Below are 20,895 nucleotides of genomic sequence, written 5' to 3'. Positions count from 1 at the left end.
AGCGCGCTCCCTTAGAGTTGTCGGTCGATGGACGCACAACAGCCTACGGGGTCGGCCGCGGGGTCCCCGGACCCGCTCGACACCTCCGCCGACGCCGCGATCGGCGCCGTCCCGACGACCGGACGGCGGGCCCGTGTGCTCACCGTCGTCAAGTGGGTGGCGGCCGTCGTGGCCCTCGCGTTCCTGGTCTGGAGCATCGCGCGGCAGTGGGACGCCATCAGTCGCGACTTCGTGCGGCTCGACGCCGGCACGATCGTCCTCGGCGTCGCCGCGACGATCGTCGCCCTCGTGGCGAACATGCTCTCCTGGCGGGCCATGATGTCGGCGAGCGGGTTCCGGGTGCCCCTCGCCGCGGCGTCCTCGATCTTCTTCGTCGGGCAGCTCGGCAAGTACATCCCCGGCGGCGTCTGGTCCATCGCCGCCCAGGCCGAACTCGGGCGCGCACACGGCCTGCAGCGCACCGGCAGCGCCGTCGCGGCACTGGCGTCGATGCTCGTGAGCATGGTCACCGCGGCCGTCGTCGGGATCGTCGCGGTCCTGCTGGCCTCCTCCACCGGGTTCGCGACGTTCTGGTGGCTCATCCCGCTGATCGTGGTGGGGCTCGTCTGCCTGACCCCGCCGGTGCTCGGCCGCCTCATCGCCGTCGCGTTCCGGATCCTGCGTCGCCCCGCCCAGGACACCACCCTCACGTGGACGGGCACCGTCATGTCGCTCGTCTGGTCGCTCGTCATGTGGCTGGCGTACGGAGTCCAGGCGACCCTCGTGCTGCGGGTCTTCGGAGCCGACTCGCCCACGCTCTTCCCGGTGGCCGTCGGCGCGTACGCCGTCGCCTGGCTCGTGGGGTTCGTGGTCGTCATCGCCCCGGCGGGGATCGGGCCGCGCGAGGGCATCCTGGTCCTGCTCCTCGGCAGCGTGGCCGGTGGATCGGCACCGCTCGCCCTCGCCGTCATCAGCCGGGTCTTCATGACCATCGGGGACGTCGTGCTGGCCGGGGTCGGCGCACTGCTCGCGGCGCGCCACCGCCGGAAGACGGCCGCCGCCGCGCTGGGCGGTGGCGCTCCGGGAGCGCCCCGTGCCGACTGATAGGGTCGGCGTTCGGCCGCGCCGCGCGCACGGCAGCACCACGAGGAGGCGCACCACATGACAACGCTCCACGTCATCGTGGACCAGGTCGTCGCCCCGGTCCCCGGAGGCATCGGTCGGTACGCCGAAGAGCTCACCCGCCACCTCATCGAGCACGCCCCCGCCGGCTGCGAGGTGTCCGGCGTCGTCTCGGCGGTGGGCCGCGACGAACTCACCCACATCCGGACCCTGCTGCCCGGGCTAGCCGACCTCGACCGGCTGCCGCTCCCGCGCCGCGAGCTCTCCCTCGCCTGGCAGGGCGGGATCGTCGGCAGCGTGGCGAAGGGCATGGTGCACGCCCCGAGCGTGCTCGCCCCGTTGGTCCGGCACGACCGTTTCCAGGACCCGGGCCGGCAGACCGTCGTCACCGTGCACGACACGGTCCCGTGGACCAACCCCGAGACCCTGACGCCGCGCGGCGTGCACTTCCACAAGGCGATGGTCAAGCGTGCGTGGAAGCACGCCGACGCCGTGGTGGTGCCGACCCACGCGGTGGCGAGTGCGCTCAACGAGATCCACCGGTTCGACGACCGGCTCCGGGTCATCGGCGGAGCGCCGAGCGGGCGGCTCCGGCTTCCCGTCGACGCCGATCTCCGCGCCGAGCGGCTCGGGCTGCCGGAGCGGTACGTGCTGGCCGTCGGCACGCTCGAGCCACGGAAGGCGCTGGGATCCCTGATCGAGGCGATGGCGCACCCCGACGCGCCGACGGACATCCCGCTCGTCATCTCCGGCCCGGACGGTTGGGGCGACGTCGACGTGTACGGCACGGCGGAACGAGCCGGTCTCTCGCGTGACCGGGTGAAGGTGCTCGGGCGGATCGACGACGCCGACCTCGCCGTGGTCTACGACCGGGCCACCGTGTTCGTGTTCCCGAGCCTGGCCGAGGGGTTCGGGCTGCCCGTCATCGAGGCGATGAGCTTCGGCACCCCGGTCGTGCACTCGGACGACCCCGCCGTGTCCGAGGTCGCCTCCGACGCCGGTGTCACCGTCGCCATCGGTCCGAAGGAGTCCTACCCGGAGCGGCTCGCGCAGGCCGTCTACCAGGTGGTCAACGATCCCCTGCTCGCCGGGCAGCTGGCCGTCGCCGGCCCCGATCGCGCACGCATGTACGACTGGAGCGACTCCGCCGCCGAGACCTGGCAGCTGCACGCCGACCTCTGACGGCGTGCAGCTGCCGTCCGGCGGTCAGCCCGTGTACGAGTAGGTCGTGACCCAGTCGATGTACAGGTGGCCGACCCCGCCCCAGTTGCCCACCTGGAACATGTAGCGGTGCGCGGTGGTCGGGACGTCCCTGGTGACCGTCTTGATGACCTTCCCGTCGAGCGAGTACGACACGGACTTCCCGGGGATCCACTCGATCGAGTAGGTGTGCCACGAGCGCCACGTCGTCCCGGTGCTCAGGCTGGTCGCCGTCGCTTCACGTCCGGGCGTCATCGAGTGGTGGTGCAGCATCGGTGCGGACTCGAAGTTGGCCTCCGGGTAGTCGATCTCCCCGTCCGACCACTTGTCCGACGTCGGCCACAGCATGAAGGCGGCACCGTTCCCGTTGCCGCCGGCGGCCATGGCGCGCACCGTGAACTTCCCGCCCTTGTGTCCCCACGCGCCCGTGGGCGAGCCGAACGTGCCGGCTGACCCGCGCTTGCCGTCGAGACGGACGTCCATGTTCCCGTTGATCGCACTGATCTGCGTCCCCGAGTAGTACATCCCGCCCGTCCCGTCGGGGTAGGGCTGCCACGACTTCGCGTAGGACGCGGCGAACTTCCCCTTGGCCGCCGCGGTCGTCCGGAAGTCCTCGCGGAACGTCTGCTTGAACTTGCCGATGTTCCCGACCGGCGCGGAGGTGTTCGCTGCTGAGGCGGCGCTCACCTGACCGAACGGCCCGGCGACCAGCACGACTCCCAGGAGCACGACGGAGAGTGCGGCTCTCGTGATCGCGCGTTTCTGCATGAGCTGTCACTCCCTGACATGACGATTCGCACCCGTTCCCGTGGGTGCCGGACGGCCGGCCCTCGGCCGTCCGGGGTCCACGGTAGTTGCGTTGTCCATCCTGCGCGGGGGGTTGACTTCGCCAGGGCGTCCCCAGTACGAGGGGTGTCGAACGGTACGGGGAGCGCAGCGGACGTCAGAGGGAGTCGCGGAGGCGCGCGGCCTTCTCCTCGACCAGGCGCTCGAGTCCTTCGGCGTACTCCGTGAGCCGCGCCGCGACACCGGGCTCGGAGGACCCGATGATCCGCGCGGCGAGCAGTCCGGCGTTCGCCGCGCCGTTGATCGCCATCGTCGCGACCGGGATGCCGGCCGGCATCTGGACGATCGACAGGAGCGAGTCGAGTCCGTCGAGCCGTGCCAGCTGGACGGGCACGCCGATCACGGGCAGCGTCGTCATCGAGGCCACCATGCCGGGCAGGTGGGCAGCCCCACCGGCACCGGCGATCACGACACGGATGCCCCGCTGGGCGGCACCCCTGGCGAAGCGGTTCATCTTGTCGGGCGTGCGGTGCGCGGACACCACGTCCGCCTCGAACGGGATGCCGAGCTCGGCGAGGATGTCGGCCGCGGCCCGCATGGTCGGCCAGTCGGAGTCCGACCCCATGATGATCGAGACGAGCGGCTGTGCTGGGGCTGCGGAGTCGGTCACACGCCGAGCCTAGCCGAGCAGCACCCGCCGCCAGGTGTCACCGTCACGGCCGATCGTCCGCGCGTCGCGGACCCACCGCTCGGCCCGTTCGTCGGGCGCCCCACGCTCGACCGCGCCGCGGACGGCTACCCGCCAGGCGTCGACGTCGTCGGGGACCCCGACCGCTCCGTACCGCTCGGCCACGGCGTACGACGGCCGGTCGGAGACCACGGCCGGCAGCCCGAGTGCCGTGTACTCCAGGAACTTCAGGTCGCTCTTCGCGCGGTTGAACTCCTCGTCCCGCAGCGGCGCGACTCCCGCACGCCAGCGCGCGCGGTGGGCGACGAGCCAGCGGGAGAACGCCGGGTAGTGCCCGTCGGGCACCTCGATCCGGCGGAACCAGTCGGCGTCGCCGTCCTCGGTGACGCCGATGACCTCGAGCCGGATCGGGGTGCCGTCGGCGGTGGCCAGGTCGGCGAAGACGTCCCGGAGCAGTTCGAGGTCGGCGGCGTGGGTGAGCGTTCCCATGTACAGCACGCGGTGCTCGCCGGCCGGCCGCTCGTCGTCGTCCTCGGTCGCGCCGGAGGTCCACAACCCCGGGTCGAGGGCGTTCGGCACGACCACGACGTGCCGGGCGACCGGACGCACCACCTCGGCGAGCTCCGGCGTGCTCACGATCACGGTGTCGGCGCCGCGCACCAGGGCGTCGATGGAGGCCAGGCGGTCCGGGTCGTACTCGGCACGGGCCAGTCGTGCCCGGCCGGACACCGTGAAGAAGTCGTCGTCGACCTCGGCCACCACCCGGATCCCCCGCCGCGCCGCGGTCTCGAGGAAGGGCTGTACGACGGTGCGCGGCAGGACGTCGCGCTGCACGAGGACCGCGGTGTACGCGGTGGTGTCGGCGCCAGCGACGAAGGCCACGGGATCGACCTGTCGGACCTCGGCGGCACCGGCGTCTGACAGGTGCTCCACCCGGCGCACGACGCGGACGTGGGCGGACGCGGGGTGAGCACCGCCCCCGCCCGCGACGACGTACCCGAGGACCGGCAGCGGCACGGCCGGAGTGGCCGTCGCCTGCTGCTGCTCGGGCTGACGCTCGTGCTCGGCATCGGGACGCGGCGCACCGACGACGGCGCGGCGGAGCCGACGGACGGCCCGGCGGACGAGATCACGCGGCATGGCGCCATTCTCCCGCACCCGCCGGACGGTCGCAGCCGCACCCGCCCAGGCGACCGCTCCGCTCGCCCTCGCGGTCGCGGTCGCGGTCGCGGTCGCGGTCGCGGTGGCGGTCAGCGCACCTGCACCGTCGCGCAGCCCAGCGACGTGTCGCCGCCCTTCCCGATCCCGACCGCGGTGAGGCACACCGATCGCTTCCCGGACGCGACCGGCACCGACCCGGTGAACCCGTGGTGCTCGCCGCCGCCGTGGACACGGTCGACGTCGCTGCGCTGCCGGTCGGCGACGAGACTGCCGACGACCCGGCCGCCGACGCTCACACGGACCGTGACCGGACGCTGCACGGCGTCGCGGTCGAACGCCCACCCCCGGACGCTGACGCGGCCAGCCGATCCCGACGACGCTGATTCGCTCCGGCCGACCGGGGCCGCGACGGGCACCGTGACGCTCCGGCACGGGCTCGCCGTCCGGTCCGCGCCGCCGTCGATGTTCCGGGCGATCGCGCACACGGTGTGCTTCCCCGCCCCCGAGGCCACGATCTCGGCGAACCCGTGCGCGGGACCGGCGCCCCAGGTCCGGTCGACGTCGGCCCGGGCCCGACCGGCGGACCGGGACGCGACGACCCGTCCGTCGACTGTGAACGCGACCGTGCTGGCCGTGTCCGGAGCGTCCCCGTCGAACGCCCAGCCCGTCACGGCGACGCCACCGACCGCGACGGTCACCGACTCGAGGCCGACGTAGGGGTCGTGCCGGAGGGCACGCACCTGCACGCACCCGAGCTCGGCGTCGGACCCCGCGCCGATGTTCACCGCGGTGACGCAGACGCGGCGGAGGCCCTCGGCGGCCGGCACCGCGGTGTCGAACCCGTGGGGCTCCCCGACGCCGTACGCCGCGTCGACGTCCGGGCGGGTGCGGTCCGCGCTCAGCACGCCGGCGGCGACACCGTCCACCGTCGCCCGGACCCGGACCGGCTGCGTCGGGTCGTCCTCGTCGAAGGCCCAGCCGCGCACGCGGACTCCGCCGCCGGCACCGACGACGGCCTCGAGCGCACCGCGCGGTGCCAGGTCCGCGGTGGGCACCCCGAGCCGGGCGTTCGCGACCAGCGCCTGCGCGTAGGAAGAGAACCACTTGCCTGCAGCCGGGGCACCGTTGCAGGTGCCGTCGCTCGCGCCGGGGGTCTTCACCCACAGCAGGGCGTCGAGCGCCGTGCTGTCGGACACCACCCGGGGCGAGGTGCCCAGACCGGCACCCGGCCCGTTGCACCAGGTGCCGCGCCAGCCCTGCCCGTTGCGCGAGGTGTCGATCACGTAGTGCGAGCCCCCGGTCGCGGCGGACACCTTCTGCGCGTACGCCTGCTCCTGCGCGGTCGGGTAGTAGTTCGCGACGTTCGTGAAGAACCCGCGGGCCTGCTGCACGCCCGCACTGTTCAGCCGCGACGCCATCAGCGCCGGCTGCACCCAGTTCGAGTTGCCGGCGTCCAGGTAGGCGGGGACCCCGGCGGCGGTCAGCCCGGCGACGGTGCGGGACAGGATGCGGTAGCGCTGCTCGTCGAGCGCGGTGCTGCACTTGGCGTTGCTGAGCATCGCGAGCGAGTCCGGTTCGACGATGACGGCTGCACGGTGCCCGGCGAGCGCCGCGGTGACCTGGTCGACCCAGGCGTCGTAGGACCGCTCGTCGAAGCCCCCGGCGGAGTACCCGCCGCAGTCGCGGTCCGGGATCGCGTAGAGCACGAACACGGGGGTGGTACCGGACTGCTCGGCCCCCGTGAGGGCGGTGCTGATCGTCTTGGTCAGCTGCGTCCCCTGGCTCCAGTCGCCGAGCCAGGTGGCGACGGGGTGGCCGGCGATGGTCCCCGCCGCAGCGGCTCCGGCCGGGTCGGTGGCGGCGAGGGCTGCCTGCGCCTTCGCGGCCTCGCTCGTCGGCGACCGGTACGGCCCGGCGCCGTAGAGCGACGCGGACGTGGCCGAGCGGATGGTCGAGGCCGAGGGCGCTGCGGACGCGGACGCGGTCGGCAGCAGGCCGGCGACGGCTGCGACGAGGGCGACGGCGGCGCCGCAGACGGCGGCACGGCGCGGACGGCGGCGCATGGGGACTCCCTGGACGGTGGGCACGGACCGTTCCAGGGGAACACGCGCTCCCGGCCCCCGCCAGCCTCCCGACCGGGTGCCACCCGAGGGGGTGTCCGCAGAGCGGCCGACAAGTGCGTCCCGCACCCGGGACGCTACGGGAGGCCCGTGACGGCGTCGCCACGGGCCTCCAGTGACGTCATCCGGTCACGTCGAGGACGCGACCTCAGTCGTCGAAGTGCGCTGCGGCCGCGCGGGCGCGGTACACGACGTCGTCGACGTCGTCACCGAGCACCGTGACGTGCCCGATCTTCCGGCCGGGCCGGGGCGCCTTGCCGTAGAAGTGGTACTTCGCCTCGGGGAAGGCCTCGAGCGCTGCGGGGTACCGGGCGGCGAGGTCGCCGTCAGCGGGTCCGCCGAGCACGTTCACCATGACGGACGCCGGGGCGAACGAGCCGGTGGCTCCGAGCGGCAGGTCGAGGACCGCTCGCAGGTGCTGCTCGAACTGGCTCGTGGTGGCGCCGTCGATGGTCCAGTGCCCGGTGTTGTGCGGACGCATCGCGAGCTCGTTGATCAGGATGCGTTCGTCGTCGGTCTGGAACAGCTCGACGGCCAGCACGCCGGTCACCCCCAGTTCTTCTGCGATGCGGACGGCGATCGACTCGGTCAGGTCGGCGATCCGGCCGGCGCTGTCCGGAGCGGGTGCGATGACCTCGGCGCAGACCCCGTCGCGCTGCACGGTCTCGACGAGCGGCCAGGCGACGACCTGCCCGGAGGGGCGGCGTGCCACGGACTGCGCGAGCTCGCGGGTGAAGGGGACGAGCTCCTCGACCAGGAGGGCCTGGTCGCCGCCGGCCTCGGCCACGGCGATGAACCAGTCGTCGACGTCGGACGCGTCCGAGACCACCCGGACTCCCTTGCCGTCGTAGCCGCCCCGCGGCGTCTTGACGACGGCTCGGCCACCGTGCTCGGCGAGGAAGGCACGGAGTTCGTCGGGACCGTGCACGGCGGCCCAGTCGGGCACCGGCAAGCCGAGTTCGCTCAGCCGGCGGCGCATGGTGATCTTGTCCTGGGCGACGGCCAGCGCGTCCGGACCGGGGTGGACCGCCACGCCCGCGTCGACCAGGCTGCGCAGGACGTCCTGCGGCACGTGCTCGTGGTCGAAGGTCACGACGTCGACCTGCCGGGCGAACTCGAGCACCGTGGCGGCGTCGTGGTAGTCGCCCTCGGCGGTGGCGGCGATGCCTGCGGACATGCCCGGCCCCTCGGCGAGCACCCGGATGTCGATCCCCAGTTCGACCGCGGCCGGCACCATCATCCGTGCCAGCTGTCCCCCACCGATGACCCCGACGCGCAACGCCATGCTGTGTGATCCTTCCGGCGTTCCCACCGCATGGTGTGAACGCGTTGTCTACAATCGCTGTTCGGGTCGCGCTCTGCACGACCGGTCACAACTCTACGGATCCTGGAGGGCTCGTGCGGCGCCTCATCGCCCAGCTGGCACGCTTCGGCGTCGTCGGTGCCGTCGGCTTCGTCGTGGACACCACGGTGTTCAACGTGCTGCGGTCGACCCTGCTGAACCCGGACGACGTGCACTCGGGACCGTTCTGGGCGAAGGTGGTCTCCACGACGGTCGCCATCTTCGTCAACTGGATGGGCAACCGGTACTGGACGTTCCGCGAGCAGCGACGGGCCGTGGCCACCCGCGAGGGGGTCGAGTTCGTCGTCGTGTCCCTCGGCGGCATGGTCATCTCGCTCGGCTGCCTCGCCGTCTCCCACTACGTCCTCGGCTTCACGTCGGCGCTGGCCGACAACGTCTCCGGCAACGTCATCGGGCTGCTGCTCGGCACCGTGTTCCGCTTCTGGCTCTACAAGGTGTGGGTCTACCACCCGGAACGCGTCGGACGCACCGGACCGGACGAGCGCGCCGGAGCCGACACCGTCGAGGACGCGACCGTCGCCGCGACGTCCCGGTCCGAGGCGTCCGGCCAGTAGTCTCGGAGCGATGCAGCACGCACCGCACCCCCTCGTCACCCGGGCGGAGGCCCTGCGGACCGCGGTGCTGACCGCCGCGTTCGGCCTCTGGCTCGTCCTCTGGGCGCTCGTCGTCCCGGCGTTCCAGGCACCGGACGAGCCGGCCCACTTCGACGCCGCCCTGCACGTCGCGACCGGCTCCGGGTGGCCCGACCCGGGCACCCTGCACGTGTCGAACGCCGTCGGGGCCGCGCAGCAGGAGCAGGCCTCCGGGGATGCGTCGTCCTGGTCGACCGTCAGCGCGCTGCTGCAGGAACACCCCGGGGACTCCGGAACGGTGAACCAGATGACCCAGCACCCCCCGACGGCGTACCTGGCGGACGCCGCCGTGCTCCGGGTCCTGCACCACGGCTCGCTGCGCTGGGACCACGCGCTCGTCGCCCTCCGGCTCGTCGACGCCGCGCTCGTGACCCCGCTCGCGCTGCTGACGTGGGCAGCGGTCCGCCGCCTGACGCGCTCGCCGCGCGCGGCACTGTTCGGCGCCCTCGCACTGTTCGCCCTGCCGCAGCTGGCGTCCGTCGGGGCGTCGGTGACGAACGACGCCCCGGTGCTCCTGCTCGGAGGCACGGTGGTGTGGCTCGCGACCCGGCTGCTCACGGGCGACCTCCGCCGCCGGACCCTGCTCGCCCTCGCCGTGGCGCTCGGACTCCTCGTCGCGACGAAGGGCACGGGGCTGCCGGCGATCCCCTTCGTGGCGCTCGTGGTGCTCGTCGCCGGAGCAGGCACGCTGACCGGTGGTGCACGATCCCTCCGGACGGCCGCCGCACTCGTCGTGGCGGGGGCGATCGGTGGGTGGTGGTGGGTGCGCAACCTCCTCGTGATCCACACCCTGCAGCCCGACGGCTACGCCGCGATCCGGCCGGACCGTCCGTTCCCGGCGGGTGAGCACCCGTCGCCCGGGCACTTCCTCGACGTCAGCTGGGGAACGCTCGCGCGGACGTTCTGGGGGTCCCCCGGGCAGCGGGCGCAGGTGAGCATCGGTGACACCCTGACGGCCGTCCTGACCGCCGTCGCGCTCGTCGTGCTCGTCGGCTGGGCGTTCCGGCGCGGACCCACCCTGGTGCCGGCGGTGTGCCTCGCGGTGTTCCCCGGACTCCTGCTGCTCCTGCAGACCGCGAGCAGCGCCCGGGCGTACCTGGACACGACCGAGGTGGCCGGCACCCAGGGCCGCTACCTGTTCCCCGCGCTCCTGTGCCTCGTCGCGCTCAGCGCCCTCGCGTGGCGGCGGCTCACGGGGCCGGGCTCCGGCCGGATCGTGCTGACCCGGTCGCTCGCCGTCGCGCTGCCGGCGGTGGGGCTCTGGGGGCTCTCCGTCGTCAGCGCCTGGTTCTGGAACGCCGCCGACGGTCCCCTGTCGGCAACGAGCGTCGCGCGGTACGGGGCCACCGGTCCGGTGCCGTTCGCCGTGGTGCTCCTGGTCGCCGTCCTCGTCGCCGCCGGGATCACGGTCGGCGTGGGCGGGGTGTGGCGGCCGTGGCCCGTCTCGGTCAGCGCTCGGCGACCTGGATGACGTCCACCGAGCAGGACTGCTGCGGGGCTCCCTTGGCGTCCGAGCAGACCTGGTAGACCGGGAACGTGCCGACCACCGGTCCGATGGCGGAGTAGTCGCGGACCTGCGGGTCGCGCGGGTTCGTGTAGTTCAGGAAGTACTGCACGTCCGCTTCGCGGAGCAGGCCGACGAAGGCCGGGTCCTGGTAGTCGTACGCCTGCCCGTCCTCGCCGTACATCTGGGCACCGAGCCGGAACGCCACGAGCACCGTGTTGCGGGTGTTCGTGCCGAGGATCCTGCTGCCGGCGGGGATGACGTCGGACGCCAGGAGCGCGTCGACCAGCGGCTCGTCGGGGTGGATGACCTCGCCGAGGACCTGTCCGGCCGGGATGCCCGACGGGCGGACCTCGTACGTCGAGAACGGGGCGCGGACACCGTTCACGTTCTGACTGTACGAAGCGACCACGACCAGCACACAGCCGAGGACGGCGACGACCTTGCGGATGCGTCGACCGCGCCGCACCGTGCGCCAGAAAGTGGGCAGCAGAGCTCCGGCGACGAGCACCGAACCCGTGAAGAGCGGCAGGTAGTACCGCGCGTTGCCGCCCAACGACTCCACCGTCGCGATGCCCGCGTACCCGAGCAGGTACACGCCGGAGAACAGCCCGACGATGCTCGTGAAGACGAACCGCCGGTAGTGCACCACCCCGGCGACGGCCGCACCGACGAACACCACCCCGATGGCCAGGGCGAAGGGCGCGAACGAGCCGATGCGGGTGAAGTAGAAGGGCAGCGCTTCGAGGCGCTGCTCGACGTAGTACCGGACCTTGCCGACGAGCGTCGTCGTGCTGCTCTCGTCGGGCTCGGCCGCGACCGGCGTGCCGGCAGGCAGCCGGACCGGCAGCTCGCGCTCGGCGGTGTACACGCCGGCCTCGTACAGCGACGGTGTGCGGTCCTCGTTCGGCGACACCGCCAGCCCGTTCGGCGGCGCGGGGATCCGGACCTCCTGGTAGTCCTTGCCGGACGAGTCGGAGAACTTCTTCGAGACGTTGACCGTCAGTGACGATCCGAGCTCGATGCCACCGAACTTGGCCGACAGTGCCCCCACCCAGGGCGCGGAGAACAGCACCGCCGTCAGGAGCGCGACCACCGGCAGCAGCAGCGACCGCGGTTCTCGTGCGTCCCGCCGGTCCTGGAACCACCGGACGAGCGCCCACGACGGCACCACCACGAGGAACACGGGGACCAGGAACGCCTTCGTGCAGTACCCGATGGCGCACACCAGTCCGACGACCGCCGCGGCCACGACGATGCGCCGGACCGAGCCGTGCCAGGCGCGGTCCGCCGCGAGCAACGACCACACGAAGAGCAGGCCCCACAGCAGCACGAGGGTGTCCGGCGTCTGCAGGGCGACGTTCGCCAGCATCAGCGGGGCGGTCGCCACGATCGACCACGCGGCGGTCCAGCCGTTGCCGGTCGTCCGCAGCAGCAGCCACGCGCCGACGCCCATCACGGCGGTGCTCGCCGCCAGGTTCACGATCCCGAACGCCGTGCTCGGTCCGAACCCCATCACCATGAACGGCGCCATCAGCCAGGAGACCATCGGGGACCAGTAGCCGTTGACCGCCTCGGCCCAGTGCCCGCCGGCGTACTGCTCGGCGATCGACATGTACGAGATGCCGTCGATGTTGGTCACCTCGAGCCGCGTGCGGTAGGCCACGACGCCGACCAGGACCGCGGCGACGAGCAGCAGCGCAGCGTTGGCCAGGATCGAGGAACGCGACGGGTGCCGCCCCTCGTGGAACGCGCCGAACCGACGACGGTGACGCTCCCGCTCCCGCGTCCGTGGCCCGGCCGCGTGCGCGACAGCACGTGGCGGCACGGTCGTCCCCGTGTCTGTGTCCGCGATGCCCGTGCTGCCGCCCCCCGGGATGATGCTCAGCGCCCCATGCCGCGGTACGTGAAGCCCGCCGCGGTCCAGGCGTCGCGATCGAGGCAGTTGCGGCCGTCGATGACGACGGGTGACGCCACGAGCGCGGCGGCGGCGGTCGCGTCGAGCTCGCGGAACTCGGTCCACTCGGTGAGCACGAGCACCAGCTCCGCTCCCCCCAGTGCCTCGGCCGCGCTCTCGACGTAGTCGAGCTCGGGGCGCACGCGGCGCGCGGTGACGACGGCCTCGGGGTCGTACGCCGAGACGACGGCGCCGAGTTCGTGCAGGCGGGCCGCGATGTCGAGGGCCGGCGAGTCGCGGACGTCGTCGGAGTTCGGCTTGAAGGCCAGGCCGAGCACCGCGACGCGCTTGCCGCTGACGACCCCGCCGAGCAGCTCCTGGGCCAGCTCCACGACGTGGGCGCGACGGCGCAGGTTCGTGGCGTCGACGTCGGCCAGGAACGCCAGGGACTCCCCGACGCCCAGCTCGTTCGCCCGCGCCTGGAACGCACGGATGTCCTTCGGCAGGCAGCCGCCACCGAAGCCGAGGCCGGCGTTGAGGAACTTCCGGCCGATGCGGGCGTCGTGGCCGATCGCGTCGGCGAGCGCCGTGACGTCGGCACCGGCGACCTCGGCGATCTCGGCCATCGAGTTGATGAACGAGATCTTCGTGGCGAGGAACGCGTTGGCGCTGATCTTCACGAGCTCGGCGGTGGGCAGGTTGACGACGAGTCGGGGCGTGCCGATGGACAGCGCCTCGGCGTAGACCTCGTCGAGGGCGGCGACGGCCTGTTCGCCGGCCTCGCCGTCGGGCACACCGTAGACGAAGCGGTCCGGCGCGATGGTGTCCTGCACGGCGAAGCCCTCACGCAGGAACTCGGGGTTCCAGACGAGGGTGGCACCGGGGACGGCTTCGCTGACCTCGGCGGCCAGGCGTGCGGCGGTGCCGACCGGCACGGTCGACTTGCCGACGACGAACTCGCCGGCGGACAGGTGCGGGGTGAGCGCGGCGACGGCGGCGTCCACGTAGGTCAGGTCTGCGGCACCGGTCGGACCCTGCGGGGTGCCGACGGCGAGGAAGTGCACGCGGGCGCCGGCGACCTCGGCCATGTCGGTGGTGAAGCGGATCCGACCGGACTCGAGGGCCTCGGTCAGGATCTCGGGCAGGCCCGGCTCGAAGAAGGGGGCCTCGCCCGCAGCGAGCCGCTCGATCTTGGTGGGGTCGACGTCCACGGCGACGACCTCGTGTCCGAGTTTGGCCATGGAGGCGGCGTGCACGGCACCGAGGTAGCCGCAGCCGATCACTGAGATACGCACGTCGAAGACGGTACCGGTTTCTCGCCGAACTCTCATCACGGCGCCGCAGCGACGCCCGCGGCGACGCCCGCACCGGCCGGGGTCAGGCCCGCACGTCACCCCACGGCGGACGGTCCGGACCGCCGACGATCTCGTCCCAGTCCGGCTCACGGTGCCGGCGCCTGGCCTCGTACGCCTCCACCAGGTCGTGCAGGACGGCGACGACGAGGTCGGCGTGCGGCACGTCGGCGAGGACCACCGCCGGGTCGTCCCCGGGGAACACGAGCACGTCGCCAGAGCGGAACAGCCCCTGCAGCCCGCGGCGCCGCACGGTGACGTCGTAGCCGCGGGAGTGCAGCAGCTCCCGCCGCGTCCGCGTGCCGAGTCCGTTGACCACGACCAGGCGACGGGTGGTGACGACGTACCGCTCCGACATCCAGCGGAACAGCGGGACGGCGCCGCCGAACACGACGAGCACCACGACGACGAGCGCGACGACGGCGTTCAGCCACGCCAGCTGCGCCTGGAACACGCCGAAGCCGAACCCCCCGGCCGCGGTGACGAGCACGACGAACACCGCCGGGCGCACCAGCCGACGAGCGTGCGGTCGCAGGCGCGCGACGACACGTTCGGGCGGGGGCTCGGCGGTCATGCCGTCATGTGCATACCGCAGGTGGGTGACGTCTCCCACCGCGACGCCCCTGGTGCGCCCCGCCTGGTCCCGGATCGTGATGCGACCGGCGTCGTCGATGCCGGTCGCGTCGGCCTCCTCGACGGTGCCGTCCGGCAGCTCGAGGCGGATGCGGCGACCGATGGTGCCGCACGCGGCGCGGACGTGGGACCGGACCGTCTCGGCGGCGGGACCACCCGTGACCAGGCCGGCCACCGCCTCCAGGACGGACCGCACGAAGGCGGACAGGACCGCGTCGGCCAGGGCGGGTGCGTCGTCGACCGCGCCGGCGAGCAGGAGAGAGGTGGACGTCGGGGTGGGCAGCCGATCAGCCGGGATCGTCAGGTTCACGCCGGCCCCGACCACGACGCTGCCGTCGGCGGCGACCTGGCAGAGGATCCCACACACCTTGTCCCCGGCGACCTGCACGTCGTTCGGCCACTTCACCACGACGTCCGCGCCGGCGGGCAGGACCGACGCGATCGCGTCGCGCATCGCCGCGCCGGCGACCAGCGGCAGCCAGCCGCGGTCGTGGTCGTCCAGGTCCGCACGGACGAGCACGCTGGCGGCGAGCGTCTCACCGGCCGGAGCGGTCCAGGTGCGGTCGAGCCGACCCCGGCCCGCGGTCTGGTGCAGGGTCGCAAGGACACTGCCGTGCTGCTGCTCCGGGGCGGCGGCGAGCAGGTCCGCGTTGGTGGACCCGGTCTCGGCGGGGGTGGTGATCGTCGCGCCCGCCGACCGGACCGCCTCGCTGGTGGCGGGGAACGACGGCGACGGGGATGTGGACATGCACGCAAATGTACGGGCAGGAACCGTGGGGGTCCTCCAACCGGCAGCGTCCCACCCGCCGGTAGGGTGAGCGGGTGACTTCAGGAGACACCCCCGATCTGTCGACGACGGCCGGCCGGCTGGCCGACCTCCGCGACCGGTACCACGAGGCCGTGACCGCCGCGGGCGAATCCGCCATCGCCAAGCAGCACGCGAAGGGCAAGGGCACCGCGCGCGAACGCATCGAGCAGCTGCTCGATCCGAACTCCTTCGTGGAGTTCGACGAGTTCGTGCGCCACCGCACCACGTCGTTCGGCATGGACGCCAAGCGCCCCTACGGTGACGCGGTCGTCACCGGCGTCGGCACGATCCACGGCCGCAACGTCGCGGTCTACGCCCAGGACTTCACGGTCTTCGGCGGGTCCCTCGGCGAGGTCGCCGGCGAGAAGATCATCAAGGTCATGCAGCACGCGCTGAAGACGGGCGTGCCGATCATCGGCATCCTCGACTCCGGCGGCGCCCGCATCCAGGAAGGCGTCGTCGCGCTCGGCAAGTACGGCGAGATCTTCCGCCTGAACACCCAGGCCTCCGGCGTCATCCCGCAGCTCTCCATCGTGATGGGCCCGGCGGCCGGCGGTGCGGTGTACTCCCCCGCCCTCACCGACTTCGTCATCATGGTCGACAAGACCAGCCACATGTTCGTCACCGGTCCGGACGTCATCAAGACCGTCACGGGCGAGGACGTCGGCTTCGAGGAGCTCGGTGGCGCGCAGACCCACAACGCGGTCTCCGGCGTGGCCCACTACCTGGCCGAGGACGAGACCGACGCGCTCGACTACGCGCGCTCGCTCATCGGGTTCCTGCCGGACAACAACCTGTCCGACCCGCCGGCCTACGACGTCGCCCCGGAGCTCGAGACCACCGACGCCGACCACGAGCTCGACCTCGTGATCCCGGACTCGACGAACCAGCCGTACGACGTCACCACGATCATCGAGCACATCGTCGACGACGGTGAGTTCCTCGAGGTCCAGCCGCTCTTCGCGCCGAACATCCTGATCGGCTTCGGCCGGGTCGAGGGCCGCACGGTCGGCATCATCGCGAACCAGCCGCAGGCGATGGCCGGCACGCTGAACATCGACGCCGGCGAGAAGGCCGCCCGCTTCGTGCGGTTCTGCGACGCCTTCGGCATCCCGATCCTGACCCTGGTGGACGTGCCCGGCTACCTGCCCGGCACCGACCAGGAGTGGACCGGCGTCATCCGCCGCGGCGCGAAGCTGCTGTACGCCTACGCCGAGGCCACCGTCCCGCTCGTCACCGTCATCACCCGCAAGGCCTACGGCGGCGCGTACATCGTGATGGGCTCGAAGCAGCTCGGTGCCGACATCAACCTGGCGTGGCCGACCGCCGAGATCGCCGTCATGGGCGGCCAGGGTGCCGTCAACATCCTGTACCGCGCCGAGATCAAGCGCGCCGAGGAGTCCGGCGAGGACGTCGCCGCGGTCCGCACGAAGCTCGCGAACGAGTACACGTACAACGTCGCGTCGCCCTACCTGGCGGCCGAGCGCGGTGAGCTCGACGGCATCATCCAGCCGCACGCCACCCGGGTGTCGGTCATCAAGGCCCTCCGGTCACTCCGGGGCAAGCGCGCCACGCTGCCCCCGAAGAAGCACGGGAACATCCCCCTCTGATGGGCCGACACGCAGCAGCCGTGCCCTCGGACGAGCCCGCCTCGGTGGCGGACGTCCGGGTGGTCTCCGGCGACCCCACGCCCGAGGAGCTCGCCGCCGTGGTGGCCGTCCTGCAGCGCCAGGCCGACGAAGCCGCAGCAGCCGGACGCGCCGCCGTGGTCGTCGAGCCCCGCACGGGGTGGGACGCCGCGGCCCGCGGACTGCGCCGCCCGCTCGACCACGGACCGGGCGCCTGGGGCCGATCGCTCCGCTGATGTACCCCTGGTGCGCGCGCGACCGGAAGGGTTGCAGGGCGCACTTCCCGGTCGGTATCCCCTCACTCGGGGGACACGTTCAGCCGATACGGACCGGAACTGCCGAAATTGTCCCCCATAATGACGACTGACACGCAGCTCGTGCGTGGGCATAGTAGTTGGTGTTCGGTGTCCTTCAACGAAAGACATCGCAGGACGGTGGCCGACTAGGGTACGAAGCCACCGCCCGCTGCGAGGCAGGGCGACATTCGGGTTGTCGCTCAGCCTCGGGTCGTGAACGGGCCGGTCGGTATCCGACCGGCCCGTTCCCCGTTTCCGGGGCGTGTGGCGGCTGCGGGCGGGTGCTGCAGCGGCTGCGGGGGCGACACCGATGCCGACGCGGAACGACACCGTCGACGTCGTACGACACCGACACGGTCGCTTCCGCGCGTGCGCAACCGTTGCGCACGCGTCCGAACGACACCGTCGACGTCGTACGACACCGACATGGTCGCGTCCGCGCACGCGCCAGCCCGGCGCACCACGTGACGGCCGGGAGGCCCGTGCCGGGGGCCGCCACGGGCCTCCCGGCTGTCCCCCATCACGTCCAGCGCCGCCCGCACGCCCGGCGCACCACGCGCGTCCGCAACGCCGTCCGCACCGCGTTCGCGACGATCCACCTGTCGATCACGTGGTGCATCGTCGCGGAACGCGCGCGCGTGCCGCGCTCAGCGGGCGCTACGCCGGCTCGTGCCGCGGGATCTCCAGCCAGAGTGCGACGGAGTCGTCCTCGTCACCGTCGTCGTCGTCCAGCCCCGCTCCGAGCGCCGCGGACTCGCTGGCCGCGCCGTCGAGGCGGAGTCCGACGACGGTCACCGCGGAGTCGGACCCCTCGCCGACCGTCCGCACGATGACGTTGTCGGCGTCGCGGGCCTGCCGGAGCGCCTCGGCGACGCGGGCGTGGATGCGGCGGATGTCCGGGGCGTCCAGGTCGTCGAGCCCGCCGTCGTCGTGCAGCTGCACGGTCGCGCCGCGGCGACGCAGACGCATCACCTCGTCGCGGACGTCGTCGGACAACAGGGACCGGCCCCGGATCTCGTCGCGGATAGCCTGCTCGAGGTGCAGGCACTCGGCACGGTCGGCGTCGTCGAGGTCGCCGCAGGAGTCGATGATGCGCTGCAGCATCGGCAGGGCCATCCGGGTGGTCTGGCTCAGCCGGAACTGCCGCTCGAACACGTGGGCGTCCTGCGCGGCCTGCCAGTCGGCGGTCTCCTGCTCGGCGAGGACGAGCTCACGGGTGTTCCGGATGGCGCGGCTCATCGCGGCGGCGAAGACCGTGGCGATCGCGACCCAGGCGACGCTGCCGACCACCCCGAGCCCACCGAGCGAGCCGAGACCGGCCCAGGCGACGGTGTACACGGTCAGGAACAGCACGCCGGCCCATGCGAAGGGTCCGCGGCCGCGCACGACGAGCACCACCATGAGTGTGCCGATGGCCGCGATCCACCAGGTGGCGGACCCAGGACCGCGACCCTCGACGAGGACGGGGGCGGCGATCACCGGCATCACGATCGCGGTGGCGAGCGAGAAGCAGGCCGTCCAGACCGGCAGGACCCTGCCGGGGACGAAGAGTGCCAGGCCGGTGGCCGCGGCGTACAGGACCATGCAGGCGATGATCGGGGCGACCTGGTCGACGCGCGGCAGCGTGGCCGCGGCGAGGACCAGGTGGTAGACGGAGAACAGCGACGCCAGGCCGAGGGCGATGCTCGCCGGCAGGGAGACCTTCATGCGGTCGTCCTCGCGGCCGGCGACCACGTCAGCACGATGCGGGTGCCCTCGCCCGGTGCGGTGTGCACCTCGGCGCGACCGTCGACGGTCGCGACCCGCTCCACGATGGAGCGACGGACACCGAGCCGTTCGGCGGGGATGGCCGCGACGTCGAACCCGCGGCCGTCGTCACCGACCTCGACGAGCACCCCCTGGCCCTGCTGCTCGATGCGGACCCAGCGGGAGACGTCAGCGTCGCCGGCGTGCTGCACGCTGTTCACCGCGGCCTGCAGCGCCGCCGAGGCCAGCGCGTCGGCGACCGAAGCGGGCAGGCGGACCGACCCGGTCGGCGTCGGGACGAGGCGGACCGGGGCGGGCAACGCACCCACCCCCTCGCGGATGCGCGCCCGGAGTTCCCCGAGGGCGACCGGCGCGACGTCGCCGGGACCGTCGGTGGCCGCTGCCTCGAGGTGGTCGATCGCGTTCCGGGCCATCCGCGCGGCGAGGGTCTTGGCCTCGAGCGTGTCGGCACGGGCGGCGGAGAGCAGCGTCGTGAGCACGCTGTCGTGCACGATGGCGTCCACCTGGACCCGCTCGACCTCGGTGGCGTGTTCCCGGATGGCGAGCGAGTACCGCCGCACGGCCGTGGACTGCGCCGTGTCGACCGACGTGGCCGCACGCCGCAGCACCACGGCGATGACGAGCACCGCGCCGCTGAGCAGCGCCGTGTAGACGCCGTCGAGCAGGACGGCGAGGACCCCGACGTCGCCGCCGAGCGGGCTGAGCCGGATGACGACGTACACCGCCGGCACGAGCGCGGTGTAGACCGTCGCACGCCACGTGGCGAAGCCCATCGCCGCCGCCGTGCAGCCGACCGTGCAGAACCACCACGGCCACGGCTGCTGCGCCGACGGGATGGACTCCTGCACGGTCGCCGTCCACGTCACGAGCACGACGAGGAACAGCAGCGCGCAGACGATCTGCGCCAGCTGCGCGACCCGCTGCACGAAGGCCGAGACCCCGATGAACACGAACGACGCCGCGAGGGCGAGCATCAGCGTCGGCCCCCAGAACGGGTCGAGGTACGGCAGCTGCTGCAGGACCGCGGGCGCGTCGACGATGCCGAGGCCGATCGCCGCCATCGCGAGGAGGATCGCGAACGCGCGCTCGACCGACGCCTGCGTGATCGAGGCACGGACGCTGCGCGCCGGATCGGCGCCGAACGGCGCCGGTTCGACGACCGTCCGCGCCGACTCAGCCGCGGTCGCCATCCGTGTCAGCGACCGTCGCCGTCGGGGTCGATGCCCGAGTCGAGCCCGGGGAGGATCCCGTCCTCGACGGCTCGACGCAGCAGGTCGACCTTCGTCGGGGCCGGGCGACCGACCTCGACGTACTTCACGCGGATCCGGTCGAGGTACTCACGGGCCGTCGAGTAGCCGATGCCGAGCTGCTGGGCGGCGAGCTTGAGCGGGAGACCCGAGGCGTAGAGGTGCAGGATCTCGCGCTCACGGCGGCCGAGCTGCGCCTTCGCGAAGTCGCGGTCGGCGTCGATGGCGCTCGCCCACTCGAGGTTGTTGAGCACGTCACCGCGTGCGACGGTGGCGACCGCGGCCATCACGGTCTTGGTGGCCGAGGACTTCGGGATGACGCCTGCAGCCCCTGCTGCGAGCGCCTCACGCACGTTGGCGACACGGTCCGCGATGGAGTGCACGAGCACCGCCGATCCCGTCCCCTGCACGCCCTTGACGTTCTCGGTCACGGTCGAGCCGTCACCGAGGGACAGGTCGAGGACGACGACGTCGACCTCTCGCCCGTCGAGGTTCTGGACGTACTCGGGGACGCTGGCGGCGGTGAGCACCACCTCGAACCCCTCGTTCTGGCACGCCGCCTGGATCCCGAGTCGGACGGACTCGTGGTCGTCGACGATCGCGACCCGGACCGGCCTGCTGGCCGCCCCTGACGTCTCGGTGCTGGTGGTTGTCGTTCCTGCTGCCACAGTGGCCTCTCGTTCCGATGCGCGACGCCGGCCCCTGAAACCGG

The 20,895-nt window shown here is 72.7% G+C and carries 17 protein-coding genes; 6 read left to right on the top strand and 11 right to left on the bottom strand.

Annotation, left to right across the window (positions count from 1 at the left end; genetic code table 11):
• The first annotated feature begins 27 nt into the window (after nucleotides 1-27).
• On the top strand, nucleotides 28-1,083 hold the full coding sequence (locus BR70_RS20970; RefSeq protein WP_051596914.1) for a lysylphosphatidylglycerol synthase transmembrane domain-containing protein: 1,056 nt from the start codon (nucleotides 28-30) through the stop codon (nucleotides 1,081-1,083).
• 57 nt (nucleotides 1,084-1,140) lie between these two features.
• Nucleotides 1,141-2,283, top strand: a complete 1,143-nt coding sequence (locus BR70_RS0113355; protein ID WP_027466476.1) for a glycosyltransferase family 4 protein — start codon at nucleotides 1,141-1,143, stop codon at nucleotides 2,281-2,283.
• A gap of 24 nt (nucleotides 2,284-2,307) precedes the next feature.
• Here the strand turns inward: BR70_RS0113355 and BR70_RS0113350 are convergent, their stop codons facing one another.
• From BR70_RS0113350 to BR70_RS0113330, 5 genes are all read right to left on the bottom strand, one after another.
• Entirely contained in the window at nucleotides 2,308-3,069 is a 762-nt protein-coding gene (locus BR70_RS0113350; protein WP_027466475.1) for a glycoside hydrolase family 16 protein, read from the bottom strand.
• Nucleotides 3,070-3,244: 175 nt separating this feature from the next.
• The gene (gene purE, locus BR70_RS0113345) at nucleotides 3,245-3,712 is read right to left on the bottom strand and encodes a 5-(carboxyamino)imidazole ribonucleotide mutase (protein ID WP_035809140.1); all 468 of its coding nucleotides are present in this window, start codon (nucleotides 3,710-3,712) and stop codon (nucleotides 3,245-3,247) included.
• 54 nt (nucleotides 3,713-3,766) lie between these two features.
• Entirely contained in the window at nucleotides 3,767-4,915 is a 1,149-nt protein-coding gene (locus BR70_RS22475) for a glycosyltransferase family protein (protein ID WP_155896883.1), read from the bottom strand.
• 110 nt (nucleotides 4,916-5,025) lie between these two features.
• The gene (locus BR70_RS23630; protein ID WP_051596912.1) at nucleotides 5,026-6,999 is read right to left on the bottom strand and encodes a glycoside hydrolase family 6 protein; all 1,974 of its coding nucleotides are present in this window, start codon (nucleotides 6,997-6,999) and stop codon (nucleotides 5,026-5,028) included.
• 205 nt (nucleotides 7,000-7,204) lie between these two features.
• Entirely contained in the window at nucleotides 7,205-8,341 is a 1,137-nt protein-coding gene (locus BR70_RS0113330) for a 5-(carboxyamino)imidazole ribonucleotide synthase (RefSeq protein WP_027466473.1), read from the bottom strand.
• A 113-nt stretch (nucleotides 8,342-8,454) separates the two neighbouring features.
• On the opposite strand from BR70_RS0113330, the gene BR70_RS20955 reads away from it, so the two are divergent.
• Nucleotides 8,455-8,973: a GtrA family protein gene (locus BR70_RS20955; protein ID WP_051596911.1), complete on the top strand. Its 519-nt coding sequence runs from the start codon at nucleotides 8,455-8,457 to the stop codon at nucleotides 8,971-8,973.
• A 10-nt stretch (nucleotides 8,974-8,983) separates the two neighbouring features.
• The gene (locus tag BR70_RS0113320; protein ID WP_027466472.1) at nucleotides 8,984-10,522 is read left to right on the top strand and encodes a DUF2142 domain-containing protein; all 1,539 of its coding nucleotides are present in this window, start codon (nucleotides 8,984-8,986) and stop codon (nucleotides 10,520-10,522) included.
• On the opposite strand, the gene BR70_RS0113315 is transcribed toward BR70_RS0113320, so the two are convergent.
• The 3 genes from BR70_RS0113315 to BR70_RS23355 all read right to left on the bottom strand — a co-directional run bounded on the left by BR70_RS0113315 (nucleotide 10,500) and on the right by BR70_RS23355 (nucleotide 15,185).
• Complete coding sequence (locus BR70_RS0113315) at nucleotides 10,500-12,383, bottom strand: hypothetical protein (protein WP_051596910.1); 1,884 nt, start codon at nucleotides 12,381-12,383, stop codon at nucleotides 10,500-10,502. The genes BR70_RS0113320 and BR70_RS0113315 overlap by 23 nt on opposite strands.
• 56 nt (nucleotides 12,384-12,439) lie before the next feature.
• Complete coding sequence (locus BR70_RS0113305; protein ID WP_027466470.1) at nucleotides 12,440-13,747, bottom strand: UDP-glucose dehydrogenase family protein; 1,308 nt, start codon at nucleotides 13,745-13,747, stop codon at nucleotides 12,440-12,442.
• Nucleotides 13,748-13,829: 82 nt separating this feature from the next.
• Nucleotides 13,830-15,185, bottom strand: coding sequence for a biotin--[acetyl-CoA-carboxylase] ligase (locus BR70_RS23355; protein ID WP_051596909.1), 1,356 nt, complete (start codon nucleotides 15,183-15,185; stop codon nucleotides 13,830-13,832).
• Nucleotides 15,186-15,259: 74 nt separating this feature from the next.
• Between BR70_RS23355 and BR70_RS0113295 the strand changes: the two genes are divergently transcribed.
• Nucleotides 15,260-16,855: an acyl-CoA carboxylase subunit beta gene (locus BR70_RS0113295; protein WP_027466469.1), complete on the top strand. Its 1,596-nt coding sequence runs from the start codon at nucleotides 15,260-15,262 to the stop codon at nucleotides 16,853-16,855.
• Complete coding sequence (locus BR70_RS0113290; RefSeq protein WP_051596908.1) at nucleotides 16,855-17,109, top strand: acyl-CoA carboxylase subunit epsilon; 255 nt, start codon at nucleotides 16,855-16,857, stop codon at nucleotides 17,107-17,109. Before BR70_RS0113295 ends, BR70_RS0113290 begins: the two co-directional genes overlap by 1 nt.
• A 717-nt stretch (nucleotides 17,110-17,826) precedes the next feature.
• Here the strand turns inward: BR70_RS0113290 and BR70_RS0113285 are convergent.
• Genes BR70_RS0113285 through BR70_RS0113275 form a run of 3 tightly spaced genes read right to left on the bottom strand, consistent with a single transcriptional unit; the run spans nucleotide 17,827 to nucleotide 20,851 of the window.
• On the bottom strand, nucleotides 17,827-18,876 hold the full coding sequence (locus BR70_RS0113285) for a hypothetical protein (protein ID WP_027466467.1): 1,050 nt from the start codon (nucleotides 18,874-18,876) through the stop codon (nucleotides 17,827-17,829).
• The gene (locus tag BR70_RS20945; protein WP_051596907.1) at nucleotides 18,873-20,126 is read right to left on the bottom strand and encodes a sensor histidine kinase; all 1,254 of its coding nucleotides are present in this window, start codon (nucleotides 20,124-20,126) and stop codon (nucleotides 18,873-18,875) included. The genes BR70_RS0113285 and BR70_RS20945 overlap by 4 nt, the downstream gene beginning before the upstream one ends.
• A 5-nt stretch (nucleotides 20,127-20,131) precedes the next feature.
• Nucleotides 20,132-20,851, bottom strand: coding sequence for a response regulator transcription factor (locus BR70_RS0113275; RefSeq protein ID WP_051596906.1), 720 nt, complete (start codon nucleotides 20,849-20,851; stop codon nucleotides 20,132-20,134).
• Nucleotides 20,852-20,895 lie beyond the last annotated feature (44 nt).

It is taken from the genome of Curtobacterium sp. UNCCL17 (genome assembly GCF_000686685.1).
GTDB classification, from domain to species: Bacteria; Actinomycetota; Actinomycetes; order Actinomycetales; family Microbacteriaceae; genus Curtobacterium; species Curtobacterium flaccumfaciens.
Note: the sequence above shows the minus strand (reverse complement) of the source record. Positions and strands in the feature narration are given on the sequence as shown.